The sequence below is a fragment of the Nocardioides deserti genome (assembly GCF_014266025.1).
GTDB classification, from domain to species: domain Bacteria; phylum Actinomycetota; class Actinomycetes; order Propionibacteriales; family Nocardioidaceae; genus Nocardioides; species Nocardioides deserti.
The window spans coordinates 222559-243949 of record NZ_JACMYC010000006.1 but is presented as its reverse complement, the minus strand read 5'-3'; the positions used below and the strand labels follow the sequence as shown (position 1 = coordinate 243949).

The window sequence follows — 21391 nt, the reverse complement described above, 5'->3', positions numbered from 1 at the left end:
CTCTGCGGAACTGCAAAGGAACGCCACATGGCACGCCTCGTTGGTGTGGACCTCCCGCGCGACAAGCGCATCGAGATCGCACTCACCTACATCTACGGCATCGGCCGTACCCGCTCCCAGCAGCTGCTCGCGGCCACCGGGGTCAACCCGAACACCCGCGTCCACGAGCTGGGGGACGAGGAGCTGGTCAAGCTCCGCGACGAGATCGAGTCCAACTTCAAGATCGAGGGTGACCTCCGTCGCGAGGTCCAGGCAGACATCCGTCGCAAGATCGAGATCGGCAGCTACCAGGGTCGCCGCCACCGCATGGGCCTCCCGGTCCGCGGTCAGCGCACCAAGACCAACGCGCGCACCCGCAAGGGCCCCAAGCGCACGGTTGCCGGCAAGAAGAAGGCCAAGTAACCACGCACGGGGGCTCCGCCCCCGTGTGCCCCCGGATGGGGGCCACGGCCTTCTCGCACTCACAGACCAGCTAACTCAGGAGAACTGCATGCCTCCCAAGAGCCGCACCGCGGCCGGCGCCAAGAAGGTGCGCCGCAAGGAGAAGAAGAACGTCGCCCAGGGCGAGGCCCACATCAAGAGCACGTTCAACAACACCATCGTCACGATCACCGACCCCACCGGCGCGGTGATCTCGTGGGCCTCGGCCGGCACCGTCGGCTTCAAGGGCTCGCGCAAGTCCACCCCGTTCGCCGCGCAGATGGCCGCCGAGGCCGCCGGTCGTCGGGCGATGGAGCACGGCATGAAGAAGATCGACGTCTTCGTGAAGGGCCCGGGCTCGGGCCGCGAGACGGCGATCCGTTCGCTGGGTGCGATCGGCCTCGAGGTCGGCACCATCCAGGACGTCACGCCCGCTCCCCACAACGGCTGCCGCCCGCCCAAGCGCCGCCGCGTCTGATCGCCCGCTGAGAACAGGAGACTTTGAGAAATGGCCCGTTACACCGGCCCCATGACCCGGAAGTCGCGCCGTCTCGGCGTCGACCTCGTCGGCGGTGACGGCGCGTTCGAGCGTCGTCCCTACCCCCCCGGCCAGCACGGCCGCGCGCGCATCAAGGAGAGCGAGTACCGCCTCCAGCTGCACGAGAAGCAGAAGGCCCGCTTCACGTACGGCGTGATGGAGAAGCAGTTCGCCAACTACTACACCGAGGCCTCGCGTCGCGCCGGCAAGACCGGTGACAACCTGCTCCAGCTGCTGGAGTGCCGCCTCGACAACGTCGTCTACCGCGCCGGCTTCGCCCGGACCCGCCGCCACGCCCGCCAGCTGGTCGTCCACGGCCACTTCAAGGTCAACGGCAAGAAGGTCGACATCCCCTCCTACCAGGTCTCCGCGCACGACGTCATCGACGTCCGCGAGAAGTCCCTGGAGATGACCCCGTTCATCGTGGCTCGCGAGACCCACGGCGAGCGCGTCGTCCCCGCCTGGCTCGAGGCGCTGCCGAACCGCATGCGGATCCTCGTCCACCAGCTGCCCGTCCGGGCCCAGATCGACATCCCGGTCCAGGAGCAGCTGATCGTGGAGTACTACTCGAAGAAGTGACGCAAGGGGGCGCAGCCCCCTCGCACCCCTCGTCCGGGGTCCACCGATCCGGTGGGCTCCGGACGTGGCAGCACCACCGCCTTCCGCCAACCTGCAGTTCGGGCCCGTCATATAGCGGGTGGGCCCGGAAAGGAAAACACCAGTGCTGATCGCACAGCGCCCCACCCTGTCGGAAGAGACCGTCGACGAGTTCCGCTCGCGGTTCGTGATCGAGCCGCTGGAGCCCGGCTTCGGCTACACCCTCGGCAACTCCCTGCGCCGTACCCTCCTGTCGTCGATCCCCGGTGCCTCGGTCACGAGCATCAAGGTCGACACCGTCCTCCACGAGTTCTCGACCATCGAGGGCGTCAAGGAAGACGTCACGGAGATCATCCTCAACCTCAAGGGCCTCGTCGTCTCCTCCGAGCACGACGAGCCCGTCACGATGTACCTGCGCAAGTCCGGTGCCGGCGACGTCACCGCCGCCGACATCGCCCCGCCGGCCGGTGTCGAGGTGCACAACCCCGAGCTGAAGATCGCGACCCTGTCCGACAACGGCAAGCTCGAGATGGAGCTCGTCGTCGAGCGCGGCCGCGGCTACGTCTCCGCCGTGCAGAACAAGGGCGCCGACAACGAGATCGGCCGCATGCCGGTCGACTCGATCTACAGCCCCGTGCTGAAGGTGACCTACAAGGTCGAGGCCACCCGAGTCGAGCAGCGCACCGACTTCGACAAGCTCGTCATCGACGTCGAGACCAAGCCGTCGATCCGTCCCCGCGACGCGATCGCCTCGGCCGGCAAGACCCTCGTCGAGCTCTTCGGCCTCGCCCGTGAGCTCAACGTCGAGGCCGAGGGCATCGACATCGGCCCGTCGCCCGTCGACGAGCAGCTGGCCGCCGACCTCGCCCTTCCGGTCGAGGACCTGCAGCTGACCGTCCGGTCCTACAACTGCCTCAAGCGCGAGGGCATCCACACCGTGGGTGAGCTCATCAGCCGCTCGGAGCAGGACCTGCTGGACATCCGCAACTTCGGCGCCAAGTCGATCGACGAGGTCAAGGCCAAGCTGGTCGAGATGGGCCTGTCCCTCAAGGACAGCGCTCCCGGCTTCGACCCGTCCGCCGCCCTCGCCGCCTACGGCGACGACGACGACGACGCGTTCGTCGAGGACGAGCAGTATTAGTCGGCGGGAGCGTGTCGGCAGTGGGACTTCGTCCCACGCGCTTCGCGCGGCCGACACGCTGCCCCGCTCGCAGTTGATGTTCGCTTCGGTTCAGGTTTCCTGGCGGCTTTCGGGCCGCCACCTCTCCTGACCGGATCGGCTCGGCTGGACCCCGCACCATTGCTTCACTTGCACCACCTGAAGGACTGACCGGCGGCGCCCGCCGCCGGCCTACTACCCCGGTACCTGGTACGGCCGGGGAGGAACGAGAGAGACATGCCCAAGCCCACGAAGGGTCCCCGCCTCGGCGGCGGCCCGGCCCACCAGCGCCTCATCCTGGCGAACCTGGCCACCCAGCTCTTCGAGCACGGCCGGATCACCACGACCGAGGCCAAGGCCCGCGCCCTGCGCCCCCACGCCGAGAAGCTGATCACCAAGGCGAAGAAGGGCGACCTGCACAACCGCCGCGAGGTCCTCAAGACCATCCGCGACAAGGGCGTCGTGCACACCCTCTTCACCGAGATCGCCCCGACGTTCTCGGAGCGTCCGGGTGGCTACACCCGCATCACCAAGCTCGGCCCCCGCAAGGGCGACAACGCCCCCATGGCGGTCATCGAGCTCGTGACCGAGGCCTACACCCCGTCGGCCCCGAAGACGCAGGCCGCCCCGGCTGCCGCCCCCGCGCCCGTCGAGGAGGCTCCCGCCGAGGAGACCACCGAGGCCGGCCCGACCGAGCTCGGCGAGGAGGCGTCCCCCGAGGAGAGCGTCGTCGCGGAGGAGGAGACCGCGGTCACCGAGCCCGTCTCCGACGAGGCCGCCGAGGCCGAGGCCGAGTCCACCGAGGACGAGCCGAAGGCCTGATCGAGGCCCAGCACCACCCGCTCCACCACCGACCCGCCCGGGACACCCGGGGCGGGTCGGTGTCATTTCCGGGCCGAGCGGGTCGAGCATTGCCTGGCCGGTCGCTACCAGCCGCGCTCGACCCGACGAAGCGCCTCGGGGAGGGTGAGCCCCGCGCGGCGGGCGGCGGCGACGTACGCCGCGGCCGCCTCGTCCAGCGCCTCGTCCAGCGAGTCGTCCGCGCCTCCCGACGACGCGACGAACGTGCCGCGGCGACCCTCGGTGGCGACGACGCCGTCGGCCTCCAGCGCGCGGTAGGCCTTCGCGACCGTGTTGACCGCGAGCCCCAGCTCGGCGGCGACCGCTCGCACCGTCGGCAACCGCGTCCCGGCCGGCAGCTCGCCGGACGCCACGCGGCGGGCGACCTGGGCGCGCAGCTGCTCGAACGGCGGCGTCGGGTCCTGGTCGTCCAGCGGCTGCACCTGCATGGGGCTCACCCTAGGGTGGCCGCATGGAGCCGGGTGCCGCGCAGCAGGAGCAGGACGGGCGCGACGTGCTGGTCGTGGGGGAGTCGCTCGTCGACGTGGTGCGGGCCGCCGACGGCACGACGCGTGAGCACCCGGGCGGCAGCGCCGCGAACGTCGCGGTCGCGCTCGCCCGTCTCGGCCGTCCCGTCCGGTTCGCGACGGCGTACGCCGCCGACGGCCGCGGCGGGCTCGTCGACGCCCACCTGCGGGCGGCCGGGGTGACGCTGGCGACCGACCCGGGGACGGTCCCGCGCACCTCGACGGCGCTGGCGACGATCGGGACCGACGGCGCGGCGACGTACACCTTCGACCTGGCCTGGGAGCTCGGCCCCGTCGCGGACGAGCCGGCCCCGCTGGTCGTGCACACCTGCTCGCTCGGGGCGGTCGTCGCCCCCGGCGCCCAGGACGTCGTGGCGCTGCTGCAGGGGCTGCGCGACCGGGCGACGGTGACGTACGACGTCAACGCGCGGCCGGCGGTGACCGGCACGGGCGCGGAGGTGGTCGCGCAGGTCGAGCGGGTCGTCGCGCTCGCGGACCTGGTGAAGGCCAGCGACGAGGACCTCGCCGCGCTCTGGCCGGACCTCGAGGAGACCGCGGCCGTGGCGCACCTGCTGGCGCTCGGGCCGGCCGCGGTGGTGGTCACGCGTGGGGGTGAGGGCGCGAGCTGGACCAGCGATCGGTGCGTCGTGGAGGTGGCGTCGCTGCCGGTCGAGGTCGCGGACACGATCGGCGCCGGCGACACGTTCGGCGCGGCGCTCGTGGACGCGCTGTGGGAGCGCGGGCGGCTCGGCGCCGAGCGGCGCGAGGAGCTGCGGGGGATCGGCGAGGACGAGGTGGCCGAGGTGCTCGAGCACGCCGCCCGGGCCGCGGCGGTGACGGTGTCGCGGCCGGGCGCGGACCCGCCGTACCGCCACGAGCTCTAGACCCCGACGATCAACCCCCGGTCCTCGCGGGCCCCGGCCGGCGCCGGCAGGGTCGCCAACCACTGGTGGACGAGCGGGACGACCGACGCGCCCTCGCCGCTGGCGGCGGCCACCCGCTTCATCGACCCGGCGCGGAGGTCGCCGGCAGCGAAGACGCCCGGCAACGTCGTGGCCAGGCTCTCCGGCGGGAGGCCGTCGACCCAGCTGTCCCGAGGCACGTCACGACCGGTGAGCACGAAGCCGCGCGCGTCGCGCGCGACCTCCTGCGGCAGCCAGTCCGACTGCGGGTCGGCGCCGAGCAGGAGGAAGAGTCCCGACACGGCCCGCCGGGTGACCGAGCCGTCCCGGGTGTCGCGGACGTCCAGCCACTCCAGGTGGCCGTCGCCGCCGCCGTCGGCTATCTCGCAGCAGGGGGCGACGGCGATGCGCGGGTTGTGGGCGATCTCGCCGAGGAGGTAGGCCGACATGGTCGCCTCCAACGAGTCGCGCCGGACCATGATGGTCACCGAGCGAGCGAACCGCGCGAGGTGGATGGCCGCCTGGCCCGCGGAGTTGCCGCCCCCCACGACGACGACGTCGGCGCCCTCCATCTCCCGGGCGGCGGTCAGGGCGCTGCCGTAGAAGACCCCACGGCCGACGAGCTCCTCGACGGCCGGCACGCCGAGCTTGCGGTAGGCCACGCCCGAGGCCAGCACGACCGATCGCGCCCGCAGGTCGCCGCCGTCGGTGCGCACGCAGTGCCCAGCGGGGTGCGGCTCGATCGCGGTGACCTCCCAGCCGGTGAAGAAGCGGGTGCCGAAGCGGATCGCCTGGTTGCGAGCCCGTTGGGCCAGGCGCATCCCGGAGATGCCGCGGGGGAAGCCGAGGTAGTTGCGGATCATCGAGCTGGTGCCGGCTTGCCCGCCGACGGCCTCGACCTCGACGACGACCGTGGAGAGACCCTCCGAGGCGGCGTACACCGCGGCGGCGAGCCCGGCCGGGCCCGCGCCGACGACGCAGACGTCGACGACGGTCTCGACGTCGACCTCGTCGGGGCGGCCGTAGACCGCGACCGCCGCCTCGCGGACACTGCGCGGGGCGACGGGCGGGCGCTCCAGCGCCTCGACGAGCGGGTACGTCGCGGGGCCGTTCCACCGGGCGAGCACCTCCTGCCCGGACGGGCTGTCGGGGTGGTGCACGCGGTTGGGGAGCCCCATCCGGTCGAAGAAGTCGCGCAGCGCGAGCGTCAGCGGGTCCCCGTCGGGCGAGACGATCCGGACGCTCTCGACCTCCGGCTCGGCCACGGTCGAGCCCCAGTCCGAGAGCAGCTCGCAGACCACGCCGTGGAACTCCTCGTCGCGCACGCCGCGCGGCATGAGCAGGTAGGCGTCGTACTTGCCCTTGGCCAGGCCCAGGCGCAGCGCCGGCGCGTCGAGCAGGAAGCGGTCGTGGTGGGCAGCAACGATGCGCCGGGCGGTGGGCACGACGCTGCGCCACCGGGCGAAGGCCTCCGGGACACCGGAGTCGGGCAGCACCGACTCGGTGACGAACAGCGCGACCTGGCCGCCGCCCGCGAGCACCTCGCGGGCCACCTGCTCGGCCTCGTCGGCGGAGGTGGCGGTGCGCAGGTCGTAGTCGCGCTGGTAGCGCCCGAACTCGTCGAGCAGGAAGTCGGCGTTCGCCTCGGAGACGAGCACCAGGCTCGGAGCGGTCATGGCCGCAGGTTAGGTGCTCCACGTGAACACCGCGTGTCCTGAGAGGATGCGCGGGTGCGGATCCGGATCGACCTCGCCTACGACGGCGGCGGCTTCCACGGCTGGGCGGCCCAGCCCGGGCTGCGGACCGTGCAGGGCGAGCTGTCCGCGGCGGCGGCGACCGCGCTGCGGGTGCCGTCGGTCGACCTGGTCTGCGCCGGGCGCACCGACACCGGCGTCCACGCCCGCGGGCAGGTCGTGCACCTCGACGTCGAGCCCGACGCGCTCGCCCGGTCCGCCGGGCGCTCGCCCGATCCGCCGCTCGGGGCGCTGGTGCGTCGGCTCAACGGGATCCTCCCCGCCGACGTGCGGGTACGCCGTGCGGTCGAGGCGCCGGACGGGTTCGACGCCCGCTTCTCCGCGCTGTGGCGCCGCTACGCCTACCGCGTCGCCGACACCCCGGCCGCGGTCGACCCGCTGACCCGCGGGCACGTGCTGGCCTGGCCGCGCCCGCTGGACGTGGACCTGATGAACGAGGCGGCCGTGCTGCTGCTCGGCCAGCACGACTTCGCGTCCTTCTGCAAGCAGCGCGAGGGCGCGACGACGATCCGGGTGCTGGAGGCGCTGTCGTGGCAGCGGCTGCCGTCCGGGGTGGTCGAGGCGACCGTCCGCGCCGACGCGTTCTGCCACAGCATGGTCCGCTCGCTGGTCGGCTGCCTGCTCGCGGTCGGCGAGGGTCGCCGGCCGGTCGCGTGGGCCGGGGACGTGCTGGCCGCGGAGCGGCGCGACGCCTCCGTGGCGGTCGTGCACGCCCACGGGCTGACCCTGGAGGAGGTCGCCTACCCGCCCGACGCCGAGCTCGGCGCGCGGGTCGAGCTGACCCGGGCACGGAGGGAGAAGGCATGAGCGAGGAGCCGTCCGAGGACCACTACTTCTCCGCCGACCCGTCCGTGCCGTTCAAGCGCGAGCCGGTCACGGCCGAGGTGTGGGGCCGGACGCTGTCGCTGGTGAGCGGCTCCGGCGTCTTCGCCAAGGGGCGGCTCGACATCGGCACGGCGGTGCTCTTCCGCGAGACCGAGCCGCCGGCCGGCGGCCGCGTGCTCGACCTCGGCTGCGGCTACGGCGTCATCGGCCTCGCGGTCGCGGTCAGCGCACCGGACGCCACGGTCACCGCCGTCGACGTCAACGAGCGCGCCGTCCTCCTCGCCAACGAGAACGCCGCGGCCCTCGGCGTCGCCGACCGCTACCGCGCCACCACCCCGGACGCCGTCGAGCCGCACGCGACGTACAACGAGATCTGGTCGAACCCGCCGATCCGCATCGGCAAGCAGGCGCTCCACGAGCTGCTGCTGACCTGGCTGCCGCGGCTGGCGCCCGGCGGCCGGGCGGTCATGGTGGTCGGCAAGAACCTCGGCGCGGACTCGCTGCAGCGGTGGCTGGGGCAGCAGGGCTACCCGACGACGCGGCTGGCCTCGGCCAAGGGGTTCCGCGTGCTGGAGTCGCGCCGCGGCTGACGGCCCGTCAGGGCGCGACGCGGCCGAGCAGCCCCTTCTTCTGCTCGGTCGAGCGCTGCTGCTCGCCGGCGAGGGAGCTGACGACCACCAGCGCACCGGTGAGCGCGGGCACCACCCACTGGAGGGCGGCGAGCTGCTGCTGGGCCTTGGCTACCTCCGGCGGGGTGCCCGACTCCGGCTCGGTGCCCGAGGCCGCCGGCATTTGCGTCTCCTGCGACACCTTCTTGCCGAGCACGCGGGAATACGCCGTGACGCCGAGGGCGGCGGCGGTCAACGCGGTCTTCGCGACGACCATCGAGCCGACGCCCTGCTGGGCGGCGATGCGGCCCTTGTTGCCGCCGAGCTGGCCGATGCTCCCGGCGAGGTGGGCCCCGATCGCGGCGGCGTTGACGGGGGTCCACCGGTCCCAGCCGGTGTTCGCGACCGCGCCCACGTCGGAGGAGGCGGTGGCCTGTGCGGCCGCGGGATTGAGGGCGACCGCGTTGGCGAGCGTGCCGCCGAACCAGGCGGCGAGGCCGACGTCGTGGAGCGAGCGGGACAGGGTGTTGCGAGCCATGGTGGTACCTCCGGTGCAGGGATGGGGAAGACCGAGCGGTACCCGGCTCAGGGCCCGGGATACGGCGGCGTGCGAGGTGGTGTCGACCTTCTGCGACCAGCCGTGACCGGGACGTACGCTCCTCGCCATGCTCCGCGTCCCGCTTCGCGTGCTCACCGCGCTGGTCGTGGCGGTGGTCGTGGTGCTGGCGGTGGTGGCGGTCGTGCGCGACGGGGCAGACCCGGGCGGGGGGACGCCGCGCCCAGCCGTCGAGGAGGGCCGGTCGCGGGTGGCGCCGCGGCTGCCGGGGGAGGTGCTGACCACCGTCGGGGTGGTGTCCTACAACGCGCTGCGGCACCTGCCGCTCGAGCGGGCCCGGCGCGACTGGGACCGGCTCACCGGGCGCGACGACGTCGACCTGATCGGCTGGCAGGAGTCGAAGTCGCCGGCGTTCCGCGAGCTGTACCCGCAGTACCGCGCCCGCGGCTGGGAGACGTGGCACTGGCCGGATCCCGACGGGCCGATCTCGCTGGCGGTCTCGTGGCGGACGGCGACGTTCGAGCTGCTGGACGTGTCGTTCCGCCGGATGCACCGCGGCGGCTACCCGCGGGAGACGACCGACCCGTTCCCGGCGCGGTGGGTGGTGACCGCGCAGCTGCGGCACCGCGCGACCGGGCGCACCGTCACCCTGCTCAACACCCACGTCAACCAGCACATCGAGACGGAGCAGCGCTTCGAGCGCAACCTCAACGCCGAGCGCGCCAAGCAGCACCTCGCGAGGCTCGCGCGGATGTGGGACACCGCGCCCGGCTCGGTCGTGCTCGGCACGGGCGACTACAACTTCGACTTCGCCGACGACTCCCGCGCGAAGCCCGCCGGCGGGATCATCCGGGCCTTCCGCGGCCATGCCAGCTCGACCTACCAGCTGCTCGGCCTGGACGGCCTCCGCCCGACCCGCAACACCCGGTGGATCGACTACGTCTTCGTCGCCGACCGGTCCCTGCGGAAGGCCGACGCGGAGGCCGGGAGCGGGTCGGGCACCGCGCAGGTCGCCCGGCACCGGGTGCTCGGCGGCTACACCTCCGACCACGCGCCGCTGCTCGCGCGGATCCGCCTCTACCGATGAAGAGACGCCCACCCGGGCGGACCCGGGTGGGCGTCTCTCCAGCGCGTCAGGCGCGTGCGTGTCGCGTGCCGGTGACGGCGCTGGTCACGGCGCCTCGGGCACACCGTTCTCCGGCGGGGCGTCGCCGTCCTGGCCGGAGTCGTCCTCGACGATCTCGGCGTCGCCGATGTCGGTGATGAGCACCGGCGTGAGGTCCTCGCCGGCACCGTCCTGGATCTCGACCACCCGCATGCCGGAGATGCCGAGGTGGCTGTCGGAGGAGTAGCGGAACGGCGCGAGCTGCGGTCCCTCGAGGTCGGCGCCGACCTCCTCCATCGCCTCGACGATGCCGTCGCGGGTGAGGTCCTCGCCGGCCGCCTGGAGGGCCTGCACGAACGCATAGGCGTGGGACATGCCGTAGACCCGATAGTTGGTCAGCTTGCCCTTCTCGCCGTGCTCGTCCCAGACCTTCTGCCACAGCTGGACCCACGGGTCGTCGGGCTGGTCGACGCCGGGGATGTACTCGGTGGTCATCACGCCGTCCAGCGAGCTCGACCCACCCTCGACCGCGCCCTCGGAGAAGCGGGACAGCAGCGAGCCGACGAGGTCGGCGTCGGAGCCGACGTTGGTGTAGAACCACTGCGGCTCGTAGCCGAGCCGGAGGGCGACCAGCTGGCTCAGTGCGGTGTACGACGGGGTGTTGAACGACAGCACCAGGTCGGCCCCGGCGGCCTGGAGGCCGGCGATCTGCGGACCCACGTCGGTGTTGCCCGAGGTGTAGCGCTCGGCCGCAACGACCTGGTCGTCGAGGAACTGGCGCACGCCCTTCTCGGCGTCGTCGCCGAAGTCGTCGTCCTGGAGGAAGAGGCCGACCTTGGCGTCGGGCATGTTCTCCGCGACGTACTGGCCGATGATCTTGCCCTCGATCTCGTAGTCGGGCTGCCAGCCGAACGTGTACGGGTAGGCCTCGGGGTCGTCGCCCCACTGCAGCGAGCCGGAGGAGACGAAGAAGTCCGGGACGCCCTCGTCGTTGAGGAAGTCCACGACCGCGCTGTGGGTGGGCGTTCCGAGGCCGCCGACCATCGCGAAGATCTCCTCCTCCAGCACGAGCTCGTTGGTGACCGAGCTGGTGTTGGTGGGGTTGTAGCCGTCGTCGCGGACGACGTACTCGATCTGGCGCCCGTGCACCCCACCCTGGGCGTTGACGTAGTCGAAGTACGCCTTCGCGCCGGTCGGGATCTCGTTGTAGCCGGGCGCGGCGACGCCGGTGAGCGGGAAGTGCGCGCCGATCTTGATGGAGTCCTCGGTGACGCCGGGGGCGGTCGCGCCGCCGCCCCCGTCACCGCCGTCGCCACCTCCGCCGTCGTCGTCGCGGCCGCCGGCGCCGCAGGCGCCCAGCAGGAGTACGCCGGCCGTGGCGGCGGCGACGAGGGTGGTGGGCCGATGGAGCCGTCGTCTCATGTCGTGCTTCCCTTCGAGGTGGTGGTGGCTGGGTCGGTCGTGGGGGTGCCCGGCGTGCCCGGCGCGGTCGGGTTCGTCCCGGCCGTGCGGGTCTGCGCGGCGGCGGAGCGGCGCAGCCGGCGCTTGAGGAGGGCGGTGCGGACGGTGCCGACGATCCCGGCGGGGGCGAGCAGGATGACGAGCACCATGACGACGCCGTAGACCAGCGGCGCGAGCTCGGCGGCGCGGATGTCGGAGAGCCCGGCGTCCACCCCGATGTCGGTGACGACCTGGGGGAGGAACGTGAGCAGCGCGGCGCCGAGGAGCGCGCCGGCGAGGCTGCCGAGGCCACCGAGGACGACCGCGCTGAGCAGGGTGAGGCTCAGGGTCAGGGTGAAGCCGCTCGGCGCGGCGAGCCGCACGGTCAGCGCCATCATCGCGCCGGCCGCGCCCGCCGCGGCCGCGCTCACGACGAACGCCGAGACGCGGGCCCGACCCAGGTGCACGCCGGCCAGCTCCGCGGCCACCTCGTCGTCGCGGACCGCGCGCCAGCGCCGGCCGACCCGGCTGCGGGCGAGGTTCGCGAGGAGGACGAAGGTGATGACGAGCGTGAGCCAGGCCAGGTAGGCGACGTAGCGGCTGCGGGTGAGGTCCTGGCCGGTGACGAAGTACGCCAGGTCGAGCACCCACGCCGGGATGTCGGGCAGCACCACGCGCAGGCCCTGCTCCCCGCCGAGCTGCTCCTTGAAGTAGAGCGCGATGCCCGGCACGGCGACGGCCAGGGCGAGGGTGGCGCCGGCGAGGTAGGGGCCGTGCAGCCGGGCGGCGGCCGCGCCGACCGCGATGCCGACCAGCAGGGTGACCACGACAGCGGCCAGCACGACGAGCGGCAGTGGGGTGCTCGCCTCGCGGTCGTCGAGCAGCAGGGCGGTGGTGTAGGCGCCGATCGCCATCAGCGCGCCGTGGCCGAGCGAGATCTGGCCGTTGAGGCCGGTCAGCACGGTCAGGCCGCCGGCGGCGATGCCGAGGTAGGCCATCGAGGCGAGCTGGAGGTTGCGGAAGTCGCTCGAGCTCTCGAGCACGACCACCACCACGACCAGGCCGAGGAGCGCGACCAGCAGGTGCCGGCCGAGGATCGAGCCGGCCCACCAGGCGGAGGCGCGGGTGCGCAGGGCGGCCATTCAGACCCTCCTCGCCGCGGTCTGGGCGAAGAGGCCACCCGGCCGGAGGACCAGCACGAGCATGAGGATCACCAGCGCGGCGAGCGCGACCAGCTGCGACCCGACGTACCCGCTCACGAAGGAGAGCGCGAGCCCGAGCAGCAGTCCGCCGACGACGGCGCCGAACGGGCTGTCGAGCCCGCCGAGCACGGCTGCGACGAAGCCGTAGACGACGACGGAGTCCATGTAGCCGGGGTGGACCAGGCTGCCGCCGGCGATGAGCAGCCCGGCCAGCGAGCCCACCACGGAGGCCAGCGCCCAGCCGAGCGTGAGCATCCGCCCGACCCGGACGCCGAGCAGCCGGGCGACCTCGGGGTTGAACGCCGAGGCGCGCATCCGCAGCCCGATGTCGGTGCGCTGGAAGAGCAGGAGGAGCAGCCCCATCGTCACCAGCACCGCGAGGATCGTGAAGATCCCGAAGCCGGTCAGCGCGATGGTCGTCCCGCCGACCTCGATGCCGCGGACGCCGAACGGGGCCGGGAAGCTGCGGTAGCGGTTGCCGAAGATCACCGCCGCCAGCGCGTGGAGCACGATGAACAGGCCGAGGGTGAGGATGACGGCGTTGATCTCGGGGCCGCCCTCGACCGGGCGGACCACCACGCGCTCGATGACCGCGCCCAGCACCAGCCCGCTGGCCAGCGCCGCAGCGAAGGCCAGCCAGTAGGAGTGGCCGGCGTCGACGATGACCAGCGCGACGAACGTCGTCACCATCGCCATCGGGGCCTGGGCGAAGTTCACCACCCGCGTCGAGCGCCAGATGAGCACCAGGGCGAGCGCGAACGCGGCGTAGACCATGCCGAGCGTCAGGCCGCCGAGGGCGGTGTTGAGGAGCTGTTGCACGTGGTCTCCCGCTCAGAATCCGAGGTAGGCGTGACGGAGCTGGTCGTCGGCCGCGAGCGCGTCGGCGTCGTCGTCGGCGACGACCCGGCCGAGGTTGAGCACGACGCCGCGGTGGGCGATCGAGAGCGCGCTGCGGGCGTTCTGCTCGACGAGGAGCACGGTGAGCGACTCGGACTCGACCAGGCCCCGGAGCAGCTCGAAGATCTGCGCGACGATCCGCGGTGCGAGCCCCAGCGAAGGCTCGTCGAGCAGCAGCGTCGTCGGCCGGGCCATCAGCGCGCGCCCGACGACGAGCATCTGGCGCTCGCCGCCCGAGAGCACGTGGGCCGTCGCCGCGCGGCGGTCGGCGAGGACGGGGAAGAGGCCGTAGACCCGCTCGAGGTCGCTGCCGTCGACCTTGCCGGCGCGGCCGAGCGCGCCGAGGCGGAGGTTCTCCTCGACGGTGAGCTCGGTGATCACCCCGCGCCCCTCCGGGACGTGCGCGAGCCCGAGGGCCGGCATCCGCTCGGCGGCGACCCTGTCCAGCCGCTGGCCGTCGAGATCGACCGAGCCGCGCTCGGCACGGTGCAGGCCGCTGATCGTGCGCAGCAGCGTGGTCTTGCCGGCGCCGTTCGCGCCCAGCACGGCGGTCACCCGGCCGCGTTCGGCGGTGAACGAGACGCCGTCGAGGGCCCGGACCGGGCCGTAGCCGGCGGCGAGGTCGGTGACGGTGAGCATCGCAGGCACGGGTCAGCCCACCTGCTCGCCGAGGTACGCCGCCAGGACGGCCGGGTCGTCGCGCACCTGCGCCGGCGTGCCGGAGGCGATGCGGCGGCCGAAGTCGAGGACGGTGATCTCGTCGCAGACGCGCATCACCAGGTCCATGTGGTGCTCCACCAGCAGGACCGAGACGCCCTGCTCGGCCGCCAGCGACTGCACCAGGTCGCCGAGCTCGGTCATGTCGTCCGCGCCCAGGCCGCTCGCCGGCTCGTCGAGCAGCAGCAGGTCGGGCTCGGCCGCGAGCGCGCGAGCCAGCGCGACCCGCTTGCGGACCGGGTACGGCAGGCTGCCGGGGTAGCGGGCGGCGTACGACGCGATGCCGAGGCGGTCGAGCACGGCCATCGCCCGCTCGCGCAGCGCGCGGTCCTCGCGGGCCGCGCGGGGGAGGCCCAGCAGCGCGGTGAGGAAGCCGGAGCGGGCGTGGCGGTCGGCGCCGACGAGGACGTTCTCGAGGACGGTCACGCGGTCGAAGAGCCCCAGGCCCTGCAGGGTGCGGGCCGTCCCGAGGCCGGCCAGGTCGTGCGGCCGGAGCCGGGTGAGCCGCTCCCCGCGGCGCTCGATCGTGCCCTCGTCGGGCACCACGAAGCCGCACGCGACGTTGAACAGTGTGGTCTTGCCGGCGCCGTTCGGGCCGATGACGCCGTGGACCGTGCCGGGCGCGACCGCGAGGTCGACGCCGGTGAGGGCCTTGACGCCGCCGAAGGTGACCGTCACACCGCGCAGCGCCAGGGCCGTGGACCCGGTGACGGCACCGGTGGCGGCCGGGCTGCCTCCGGGGCTGCCTGTGGGGCTGCCTGTGGGTCTGTCGGGGCTGCTCGGAGACGGCGGCAACGGACCTCCCGGACGGACACCCCAAGGCGGGTCCTCGGGGTGTGACGCGCACCACCTTGGTGCCCGCGCACAGGATGCGCATTGGGCGCGACGCACAGATTCGGTTGGACGGGCCGCCCCGAACCTCGGTCGGGGCTGGTGCTCTTTGTGCGGGGAGTGCGAACGTGCCTTCATGCGCTCCGCCCACCCGACCGCCGGCGCGACGCCGGACGCGCCTGCGGCCGACGCCGCGGCGCAGGCGTGGGCGCTGCTCCTCGACCAGTCGGACACGATCGCGGACAGCATCACGCTGGCGCTCTTCGAGCGGGACGCGCACCTCTACGAGCGGATCGGCCCCGAGCTGCGCGTCGACGTCAGGGAGAGCACCCGCGTGCACATCCGTCGCGGTCTCGAGGTGCTGTCGGGACAGCGGCCGTCGGGCAACCAGACCGCGACCGACGTCTGGCGCGAGACCGGCCGGCGGCGCGCGCGGCAGGGCGTGCCGCTGGAGCTGGTGCTCAACGCCTACATGCTCGGCGCGCGGGTGCTGTGGGAGGCGCTCATCGCCCGCTCGGCGACCGCGCCCGAGGGCCTGGTCGACGACCGGGTGCTGCTCGCCGCCGGCGGCACGGTGTGGTCGAACCTCGACGTCCAGAACGCCGTCCTCATCGAGGCCTACCGCCGCGAGGCCGCCCGCCTCCAGCGCCACGACCTGCAACGCCAGCAGTCGGTGCTCGACGGGCTGCTCGAGGGCCGGGGTGCGGACCCGGACTTCGCCGAGGAGGCGCGCACGGTGCTCGACCTCGGCGCCGAGGACGCCGTCGCCTGCGTGGTCGCGCTCTACGACGACCCGCCGGACTCCCTCGGCCCCGCCGAGGACCGGCTCGACCGGCTCGGCGTCGTCGCCCGCTGGCACGTCCGCGCGGGGATCTACTTCGGCCTGCTGGCCGGGCCGCTGCCCGACGAGCCGGGGATCGCGGAGCTGTTCGAGCCGTACGCCGCCGGGCGGATGGGCGTGGCCGCGGCGCCCGACGGCCTCGCCGGCTTCGCCACGGCGTTCCAGCTGGCGTGCCGCGCCGCCGAGACGCTCCCGCGCGCCGGCCGCGGCGTCGTACCCGTCACCGAGCGGCTGCCCGAGGTCCTGCTCGCCGGCAGCCCCCAGGTCGCTCCACTGCTGCTCGCCCGCACCCTCGGCCCGATCCTCAACCAGCCCGAGGCGCAGGCCCGGACCCTGCTCGACACCCTCGCGGCGCTGCTGCGCCACGGCGGCTCGCCCACGCACGCGGCCGAGGAGATCTACTGCCACCGCAACACCGTGATCTACCGCCTCAAGCAGATCGAGCAGCTCACCGGCCGCTCGCTCGCCGACCCGCGCGACAAGCTGCTGCTCGAGCTCGCGATGATGGCGTGCGGTTCGGCCGGCTGAGCAGGTGAGCGTGCGCGAGCTGGTCGTGCTCGGCACCGCCTCGATGGTGCCGACGCGCACGCGCGCCCACCAGGCGGCGGCGCTGCGATGGGACGACGAGGTGGTCCTGCTCGACCCGGGGGAGGGGACGCAGCGCCAGCTGACCTTCGCCGGCCTCGGCGCGGCGAGCATCACCCGCATCTGCCTGACCCACCTGCACGGCGACCACTGCCTCGGCCTCCCGGGCGTGCTGCAGCGGATGGTCGTCGACGGGGTGACCCGGCCGGTCGACCTGTACTTCCCGGCGTCCGGGCTGCCCTACGTCGAGCGGCTGCTCGACGCGAGCGCCGCGGTCGCCACGCCCGACGTGCGGCTCCACCCCGTGTCGGCGGCCGGTCCGGTCGACGACTGGGGCGGGCTCGTGCTGAGTGCCGGCGAGCTCGACCACCGGGTCGAGACCTACGGCTGGCGGTTACAGGAGCCGGACGGCCGCCGGATGCTGCCCGAGGCGCTCGCCGCCCGCGGGATCACCGGCCCCGCTGTCGGCGAGCTGCAGCGGGCCGGGTCGCTCGTCGTGGACGGCCGCCGCGTGGCGCTCGAGGAGGTGAGCGAGCACCGGCCCGGACAGTCGTTCGCGTTCGTCATGGACACGCGGTGGTGCGACGGCGCCCTCGACCTGGCCGCCGGAGTCGACCTGCTCGTCAGCGAGGCGACGTACCTCGACGGCGAGGAGGAGCTCGCCGCCCGCTACGCCCACCTCACCGCCGGCCAGGCCGGCCGCCTCGCCGCCGAGGCCGGCGCCCGCCGGCTCGTCCTCACCCACTACTCCGCCCGTCATCCCGATGAGGAGCTCTTCGCCCGCGACGCCGGTCGTCACCACCCCGACGTCCACGCCGCCCGCGACCTCGACGTCGTCGCCGTGCCGACCCGGCGGTAGTCCGCCGTCGGCGGGCCGGCCGTGGTTCGGGGCCGGGGTCGTGTGCCCCGCCACGCGCCCCGGCTCGTCCTCCGGCACACGACCGCGACTCTGGGCGGAACACTTCGGCGCAATTGCGCGGTTTCAGCGGCTGACCGGGCCTGTTGCGCGACATCCCGGCGCAATTGAACGATCGTCGACGCCGCAGCCCTTGCACGACGACCCGCCAGCGCGCGGGGACGGGCAGGACCTGGCGCGGCGCCCGCGACGCCGGTCAGAGGCCGGAGCCGCCGCCGTGCATGCCGCGGGCGACCGCGTCGGCGGTCGCCTGGGAGACGGCCGGGTCCGCGGTCACGTCGCGGCCGGCCTTGCCGGGCAGGCGCGTGGTGGTGCCGTCGGCGAGCTGCTTCTTCAGCCGGCTCGACCGGCGCCAGTCGTAGACGAGCACGGCGACGACTGCGAACGCGAGGACCGAGAGAACCAGGACGAGCGTCATCGTGCCTCCGCGTGCGGGTGGGGGTGGTGCCGATGTCCAGGAGTCTCTCCTGCCGCGGACTGACCGAAACGGCAAGCTGCCGTTGGACTAGTCGTCAGCCGGGACCTCGTCGCCCGCGTCGTCGCCCGCGTCGTCGCCCGTGTCGTCGCCCGTGTCGTCGACAGTGACGGCTTCCTGGGCCGCGCGCCTCCGCTCGATGGCGGCGATCGCGAGCAGGGCGGCGGCGGAGGCCGCGGAGACGACGAGGCGGGACCGGCGCAGGCCGTGGTCGGTGAGCCAGCGGTGGAAGGCGACGTCGGCGCGTTCCCAACGCGGCATGGTCCGCCAGGTCAGCCCGGCGACGGCGGCGGCGGAGAGCCACTGGACGGCGGGTGGCGCGTGCAGCTCCGGGTCGCGAAGCCCGTCCAGGGTGGAGGCGGAGGTGGTGGCGGTGAGCCCGAGGCGGTACGCCGTGAGGGCGCGCGGCGAGAGGGTGGTCGGGTCGACCAGCCCGAGCGCGCTGGGCGCGACCGCGAGCACCACGTCGCGGGCGGAGAGTGCGGCAGCCACGGTCAACGCACCGCCCCGCCGTGCAGCACCTTCCGGAAGAGCGCGCAGGTCTCCTCGACGGCGGCCTGGGCCGCGGTCGAGTGGCGGCCCATGTCGACGAAGCCGTGGATGAGGCCCGGGAAGACCCGGTGCTCGACGGCGACACCGGCCTCGGACAGCGCCCGGGCGTAGGCGTCGCCGTCGTCGCGCAGCGGGTCGAGCTCGGCGGTGACGACGACCGCGGGGGCGAGCCCGTCGAGGCGGCCGTGCAGCGGGGAGAGCCGCGGGTCGCCGAGGGCGGAGGGGTCGCCGACGTACTGCGCACCGAACCAGTCCATCGTCGGGCGGTCGAGGAAGTAGCCCTCGGCGTTCTCGGTGTGCGAGGGGTAGGAGCCGCCCATGTCGGTGACGGGGTAGACGAGCAGCTGCGCGGCGAGCGGGCGGTCCTCGTCGCGGAACGCCTGCGCGACGACGGCGGACAGGTTGCCGCCGGCGGAGTCCCCGGCGACGGCCATCCGGTCGTCACCGCCCAGGTCGGCCAGCGAGTCCGAGACCCAGCGGGCGGCGGCGAGCGCGTCGTCCACCGCGGCGGGGAAGGGGTGCTCCGGGGCGAGCCGGTAGTCGACGGAGACGACGACGGCGTCGCAGAGGGTGGCGATCGTCCGGCACGTCAGGTCGTGGGTGTCGAGGTCGCCGATGACGAAGCCGCCGCCGTGGAAGAACGCCACGGTGGGTAGCGGGCCGGCGGCCGCGGGCCGGTAGACCCGCGCGGCCAGCGACCCCGCGGCGCCCGGGACGGTGATGTCCTCGACCGCGTCGACGGCCGGCACGGAGGCCGGGTCGCGCAGGTCGACGGTGAGCACCCGGAAGCCCCGGCGCGCGTCCTCGGGCGTCTGCTCGTACATGGGCGGGCTGCCGGAGCCAGCCATGAGCTGGAGCAGCACGTCGAGCTGGGGGTCGATCGGCACGGAGGATCCTCCTGGGAAGGGGCGAGGGACGGAGCGGTACGGGTCAGACGAAGGCGCTGATGCCGGTCTCGGCGCGCCCGATGAGCAGCTTCTGCACCTGGCTGGTGCCTTCGTAGAGGGTCATGACGCGGGCGTCGCGGAGGTACTTCGCGGGCGGGTACTCGTCGACGTACCCCGACCCGCCGTGCACCTGGATCGCGTTGTTGGCGGCCCGGACCGCGGCCTCGGAGGCGAAGAGCTTGGCCTTGGACGCCGCGACGCCGAACGGCTGCTCGCGGTCGATCAGGTCCGCGCACCGCCACACGAGCAGGCGGGCGGCGTCGGCGTCGAGCGAGATGTCGGCGATGAGGTCCTGCACGAGCTGGAAGCCCGCGATCGGCCGGCCGAACTGGGTGCGGGTGGTGGCGTAGGAGACCGCGGACTCCAGGCAGCCCTGCACGATGCCGACGCAGCCGGCGGCGACCGAGACACGCCCTTTGTCGAGGGTGGTCATCGCGATCTTGAAGCCCTGCCCCTCCTCGCCGAGGCGGGCGGAGGCGGGGACGCGGACGTCGTCGAGGAACAGCTCCGCGGTCGCCTGGCCCCGCAGCCCGAGCTTGCCCTTGATCTCGCGGGCCTCGAAGCCCGGCGCGTCGGTCGGCACGAGGAACGCCGTGACCCCGCGCGGCCCCGGCCCGCCGGTGCGCGCGAAGACGAGCGCGACCTGCGCCCAGGTGCCGTTGGTGATGAACAGCTTGCGGCCGGTGATGACGTAGTCGTCGCCGTCGCGCACCGCCCGCGAGGTGAGGTTGCCGGCGTCGGAGCCGGTGTCGGGCTCGGTCAGCCCGAAGCAGCCGAGCACCTCGGCGGACGCGATGCGCGGCAGCCACTCCTGCTTCTGCTCCTCGGTGCCGGCGGCGAGGATCGACTTGCCGACCAGGCCGTTCGAGACCGACACGATCCCGCGCAGGGCGGAGTCGGCGCGGCCGAGCTCCTCCATCGCGAGGACGTAGGTGAGGTAGTCGCCGCCCAGGCCGCCGTACTCCTCGGGGATGGTCAGCCCGAAGAACCCGATCTCGGCCATCGCCGGGATGATCGCGGTGTCGACGGCCTCGCGGCGGTCCCACTCGATCCGGTGCGGCACGGCCTCGCGCTCGAGGAACTCCCGCGCGAGGGCCCGGAAGCCCTCCTGCTCGTCGGTGAGGCTGAGGTCCATGCGGTCATCCTGCCCGGAGGTCGGTGGCGGTCAGGTGACCGGCGCGCGGTCCTGGCGCCGCTCCCACCAGCCGCAGCCGGCGAGCACCAGCCCGGCGAGCGCGGCGCCGGCGACGACGTCGATGACGTAGTGCTCGGCGAAGTAGACGAGCGCGAGCGACATCGCGAGGGGGTACGCCGCGAGCATCCACCGCCAGCGGGTCCGCAGGCGGAGGATCCCGTAGCCGGCGACGAGGAACGCGATCCCCGCGTGCAGCGACGGCATCGCGGCGACCGGGTTGCCGACGCCCTGCAGCACCAGGTCGAAGCGGCCGAGCCCGAGGTCGGCCCAGCCGCGACTGGTGATCCGGGTGACCTCGCCCATGTAGCCGTCGCGCGAGGCCATCCACGGGGGCGCCATCGGGTAGAGGATGTAGACGACCAGCGCACCGAAGTTGATCGCCAGGTAGCGGCGCATCCACCGCACCCACTCCGGCCGGCTGCGCAGCCACAGCACCGCGGCCAGCGTCAGGCCGGTGACGAAGTGCGAGGCGTAGACGGTCGTGAGCGCCACGTCGAACCACCGCGGCGGCAGGTCCCGCGTGCACGGGTCGCCGCACCACGCCGCCTGGAGGTGCTCGGTCGGCGTCGTCCCGCCGCCGAGCCACTCGTCGACGCGGATCGGCATCGTGATGTGGACCGGCAGGCCGAGCTCGTCGGTGAGGCCGCGGCTGTAGAAGTAGATGACCAGCCCGACCACCGGCGGCCACCAGTCCCGCAGGAACTGGAGGTGGTGGCGCCGTGGCTCCTGCACGTTCCAGGCGATCGTGGCCAGCCACAGCCACAGGAAGACCTGGACGGTGTCGTTCGGGATGCCGAGCAGCTGCGACCACACCGCCAGCGCCACGGCGTACGCCGTCATGGCGGCGACGCGCGGACCTCGCCGCGTGCGCCGCGCGGGCGCGGGCCCGGGGTCGGTCGTGGAGCGCTCCTCCTGCTCCTCGACCTGCGTCACGCGCCTCATCCTAAAGAAGGGTCTCGACG

24 protein-coding genes are annotated in these 21391 nt (G+C 73.6%); 11 read left to right on the top strand and 13 right to left on the bottom strand.

Features of this window, described 5'->3' with window-relative positions; genetic code table 11:
* Positions 1-27: 27 nt before the first annotated feature.
* The 5 genes from rpsM (at position 28) to rplQ (ending at position 3536) form a co-directional block, all read left to right on the top strand.
* Positions 28-402, top strand: a complete 375-nt coding sequence (gene rpsM / locus H7344_RS12765; RefSeq protein ID WP_154615534.1) for a 30S ribosomal protein S13 — start codon at positions 28-30, stop codon at positions 400-402.
* An 88-nt stretch (positions 403-490) separates the two neighbouring features.
* Entirely contained in the window at positions 491-898 is a 408-nt protein-coding gene (gene rpsK, locus H7344_RS12760; RefSeq protein WP_166195653.1) for a 30S ribosomal protein S11, read from the top strand.
* A gap of 30 nt (positions 899-928) precedes the next feature.
* Positions 929-1537 (top strand): 30S ribosomal protein S4, encoded by a 609-nt coding sequence (gene rpsD, locus H7344_RS12755; protein ID WP_186346405.1) that lies wholly within the window; start codon positions 929-931, stop codon positions 1535-1537.
* A 142-nt stretch (positions 1538-1679) separates the two neighbouring features.
* On the top strand, positions 1680-2696 hold the full coding sequence (locus tag H7344_RS12750; protein ID WP_166195649.1) for a DNA-directed RNA polymerase subunit alpha: 1017 nt from the start codon (positions 1680-1682) through the stop codon (positions 2694-2696).
* Between the two features lie 255 nt (positions 2697-2951).
* The gene (gene rplQ / locus H7344_RS12745; protein ID WP_186346404.1) at positions 2952-3536 is read left to right on the top strand and encodes a 50S ribosomal protein L17; all 585 of its coding nucleotides are present in this window, start codon (positions 2952-2954) and stop codon (positions 3534-3536) included.
* Between the two features lie 104 nt (positions 3537-3640).
* Here rplQ and H7344_RS12740 read toward each other — a convergent pair whose 3' ends face one another.
* Positions 3641-4003: a GntR family transcriptional regulator gene (locus H7344_RS12740; RefSeq protein ID WP_186346403.1), complete on the bottom strand. Its 363-nt coding sequence runs from the start codon at positions 4001-4003 to the stop codon at positions 3641-3643.
* Between the two features lie 23 nt (positions 4004-4026).
* On the opposite strand from H7344_RS12740, the gene H7344_RS12735 reads away from it, so the two are divergent.
* The gene (locus H7344_RS12735; protein WP_186346402.1) at positions 4027-4965 is read left to right on the top strand and encodes a carbohydrate kinase family protein; all 939 of its coding nucleotides are present in this window, start codon (positions 4027-4029) and stop codon (positions 4963-4965) included.
* On the opposite strand, the gene H7344_RS12730 is transcribed toward H7344_RS12735, so the two are convergent.
* Complete coding sequence (locus H7344_RS12730) at positions 4962-6659, bottom strand: FAD-dependent oxidoreductase (RefSeq protein WP_186346401.1); 1698 nt, start codon at positions 6657-6659, stop codon at positions 4962-4964. The two genes, H7344_RS12735 and H7344_RS12730, sit on opposite strands and share 4 nt — an antisense overlap.
* 54 nt (positions 6660-6713) lie before the next feature.
* Here H7344_RS12730 and truA point away from each other — a divergent pair, with 54 nt between their 5' ends.
* Together truA and H7344_RS12720 are read left to right on the top strand one after the other, a co-directional pair.
* A complete protein-coding gene (gene truA / locus H7344_RS12725) occupies positions 6714-7544 on the top strand; it encodes a tRNA pseudouridine(38-40) synthase TruA (protein WP_186346400.1) in 831 nt (276 codons plus the stop codon).
* A complete protein-coding gene (locus H7344_RS12720) occupies positions 7541-8152 on the top strand; it encodes a class I SAM-dependent methyltransferase (RefSeq protein WP_186346399.1) in 612 nt (203 codons plus the stop codon). The genes truA and H7344_RS12720 overlap by 4 nt, the downstream gene beginning before the upstream one ends.
* 7 nt (positions 8153-8159) lie before the next feature.
* Here H7344_RS12720 and H7344_RS12715 read toward each other — a convergent pair whose 3' ends face one another.
* Complete coding sequence (locus H7344_RS12715) at positions 8160-8708, bottom strand: hypothetical protein (protein WP_186346398.1); 549 nt, start codon at positions 8706-8708, stop codon at positions 8160-8162.
* Positions 8709-8835: 127 nt separating this feature from the next.
* Between H7344_RS12715 and H7344_RS12710 the strand changes: the two genes are divergently transcribed.
* Entirely contained in the window at positions 8836-9813 is a 978-nt protein-coding gene (locus H7344_RS12710; protein WP_186346397.1) for an exonuclease/endonuclease/phosphatase family protein, read from the top strand.
* Between the two features lie 84 nt (positions 9814-9897).
* Here H7344_RS12710 and H7344_RS12705 read toward each other — a convergent pair whose 3' ends face one another.
* The 5 genes from H7344_RS12705 to H7344_RS12685 are packed head-to-tail and all read right to left on the bottom strand — an operon-like array spanning position 9898 to position 14765.
* On the bottom strand, positions 9898-11253 hold the full coding sequence (locus tag H7344_RS12705) for an ABC transporter substrate-binding protein (RefSeq protein ID WP_186346396.1): 1356 nt from the start codon (positions 11251-11253) through the stop codon (positions 9898-9900).
* The gene (locus tag H7344_RS12700; protein WP_186346395.1) at positions 11250-12413 is read right to left on the bottom strand and encodes a branched-chain amino acid ABC transporter permease; all 1164 of its coding nucleotides are present in this window, start codon (positions 12411-12413) and stop codon (positions 11250-11252) included. The genes H7344_RS12705 and H7344_RS12700 overlap by 4 nt, the downstream gene beginning before the upstream one ends.
* Positions 12414-13292: a branched-chain amino acid ABC transporter permease gene (locus H7344_RS12695; protein ID WP_166195621.1), complete on the bottom strand. Its 879-nt coding sequence runs from the start codon at positions 13290-13292 to the stop codon at positions 12414-12416.
* A 12-nt stretch (positions 13293-13304) separates the two neighbouring features.
* The gene (locus tag H7344_RS12690) at positions 13305-14009 is read right to left on the bottom strand and encodes an ABC transporter ATP-binding protein (RefSeq protein ID WP_186346440.1); all 705 of its coding nucleotides are present in this window, start codon (positions 14007-14009) and stop codon (positions 13305-13307) included.
* Positions 14010-14021: 12 nt separating this feature from the next.
* Positions 14022-14765 carry an ABC transporter ATP-binding protein gene (locus H7344_RS12685; protein ID WP_229707105.1) on the bottom strand — a complete coding sequence of 248 codons (744 nt, stop codon included), beginning with the start codon at positions 14763-14765 and terminating at the stop codon, positions 14022-14024.
* A 289-nt stretch (positions 14766-15054) separates the two neighbouring features.
* Between H7344_RS12685 and H7344_RS12680 the strand changes: the two genes are divergently transcribed.
* The gene (locus H7344_RS12680) at positions 15055-16287 is read left to right on the top strand and encodes a PucR family transcriptional regulator (protein ID WP_186346393.1); all 1233 of its coding nucleotides are present in this window, start codon (positions 15055-15057) and stop codon (positions 16285-16287) included.
* A gap of 10 nt (positions 16288-16297) precedes the next feature.
* Positions 16298-17203 (top strand): ribonuclease Z, encoded by a 906-nt coding sequence (locus H7344_RS12675; protein ID WP_229707104.1) that lies wholly within the window; start codon positions 16298-16300, stop codon positions 17201-17203.
* Between the two features lie 253 nt (positions 17204-17456).
* On the opposite strand, the gene H7344_RS12670 is transcribed toward H7344_RS12675, so the two are convergent.
* The 5 genes from H7344_RS12670 to H7344_RS12650 all read right to left on the bottom strand — a co-directional run bounded on the left by H7344_RS12670 (position 17457) and on the right by H7344_RS12650 (position 21362).
* Positions 17457-17678 (bottom strand): hypothetical protein, encoded by a 222-nt coding sequence (locus H7344_RS12670; RefSeq protein WP_186346391.1) that lies wholly within the window; start codon positions 17676-17678, stop codon positions 17457-17459.
* A gap of 87 nt (positions 17679-17765) precedes the next feature.
* Positions 17766-18227, bottom strand: coding sequence for a hypothetical protein (locus H7344_RS12665; RefSeq protein ID WP_186346390.1), 462 nt, complete (start codon positions 18225-18227; stop codon positions 17766-17768).
* 2 nt (positions 18228-18229) lie between these two features.
* Positions 18230-19174, bottom strand: a complete 945-nt coding sequence (locus H7344_RS12660; protein WP_186346389.1) for an alpha/beta hydrolase — start codon at positions 19172-19174, stop codon at positions 18230-18232.
* Positions 19175-19217: 43 nt separating this feature from the next.
* Positions 19218-20369, bottom strand: coding sequence for an acyl-CoA dehydrogenase family protein (locus H7344_RS12655; RefSeq protein ID WP_186346388.1), 1152 nt, complete (start codon positions 20367-20369; stop codon positions 19218-19220).
* 30 nt (positions 20370-20399) lie between these two features.
* Entirely contained in the window at positions 20400-21362 is a 963-nt protein-coding gene (locus H7344_RS12650) for a phosphatase PAP2 family protein (RefSeq protein ID WP_186346387.1), read from the bottom strand.
* Positions 21363-21391 lie beyond the last annotated feature (29 nt).

Coding starts and splice junctions, on each gene's coding strand:
- rpsM (WP_154615534.1), top strand. CDS start 28: ATGGCACGCCTCGTTGGTGTGGACCTCCCGCGCGACAAGCGCATCGAG.
- rpsK (WP_166195653.1), top strand. CDS start 491: ATGCCTCCCAAGAGCCGCACCGCGGCCGGCGCCAAGAAGGTGCGCCGC.
- rpsD (WP_186346405.1), top strand. CDS start 929: ATGGCCCGTTACACCGGCCCCATGACCCGGAAGTCGCGCCGTCTCGGC.
- rplQ (WP_186346404.1), top strand. CDS start 2,952: ATGCCCAAGCCCACGAAGGGTCCCCGCCTCGGCGGCGGCCCGGCCCAC.
- H7344_RS12740 (WP_186346403.1), bottom strand. CDS start 4,003: ATGCAGGTGCAGCCGCTGGACGACCAGGACCCGACGCCGCCGTTCGAG.
- H7344_RS12735 (WP_186346402.1), top strand. CDS start 4,027: ATGGAGCCGGGTGCCGCGCAGCAGGAGCAGGACGGGCGCGACGTGCTG.
- H7344_RS12730 (WP_186346401.1), bottom strand. CDS start 6,659: ATGACCGCTCCGAGCCTGGTGCTCGTCTCCGAGGCGAACGCCGACTTC.
- H7344_RS12720 (WP_186346399.1), top strand. CDS start 7,541: ATGAGCGAGGAGCCGTCCGAGGACCACTACTTCTCCGCCGACCCGTCC.
- H7344_RS12715 (WP_186346398.1), bottom strand. CDS start 8,708: ATGGCTCGCAACACCCTGTCCCGCTCGCTCCACGACGTCGGCCTCGCC.
- H7344_RS12710 (WP_186346397.1), top strand. CDS start 8,836: ATGCTCCGCGTCCCGCTTCGCGTGCTCACCGCGCTGGTCGTGGCGGTG.
- H7344_RS12705 (WP_186346396.1), bottom strand. CDS start 11,253: ATGAGACGACGGCTCCATCGGCCCACCACCCTCGTCGCCGCCGCCACG.
- H7344_RS12700 (WP_186346395.1), bottom strand. CDS start 12,413: ATGGCCGCCCTGCGCACCCGCGCCTCCGCCTGGTGGGCCGGCTCGATC.
- H7344_RS12690 (WP_186346440.1), bottom strand. CDS start 14,009: ATGCTCACCGTCACCGACCTCGCCGCCGGCTACGGCCCGGTCCGGGCC.
- H7344_RS12680 (WP_186346393.1), top strand. CDS start 15,055: ATGCGCTCCGCCCACCCGACCGCCGGCGCGACGCCGGACGCGCCTGCG.
- H7344_RS12670 (WP_186346391.1), bottom strand. CDS start 17,678: ATGACGCTCGTCCTGGTTCTCTCGGTCCTCGCGTTCGCAGTCGTCGCC.
- H7344_RS12655 (WP_186346388.1), bottom strand. CDS start 20,369: ATGGACCTCAGCCTCACCGACGAGCAGGAGGGCTTCCGGGCCCTCGCG.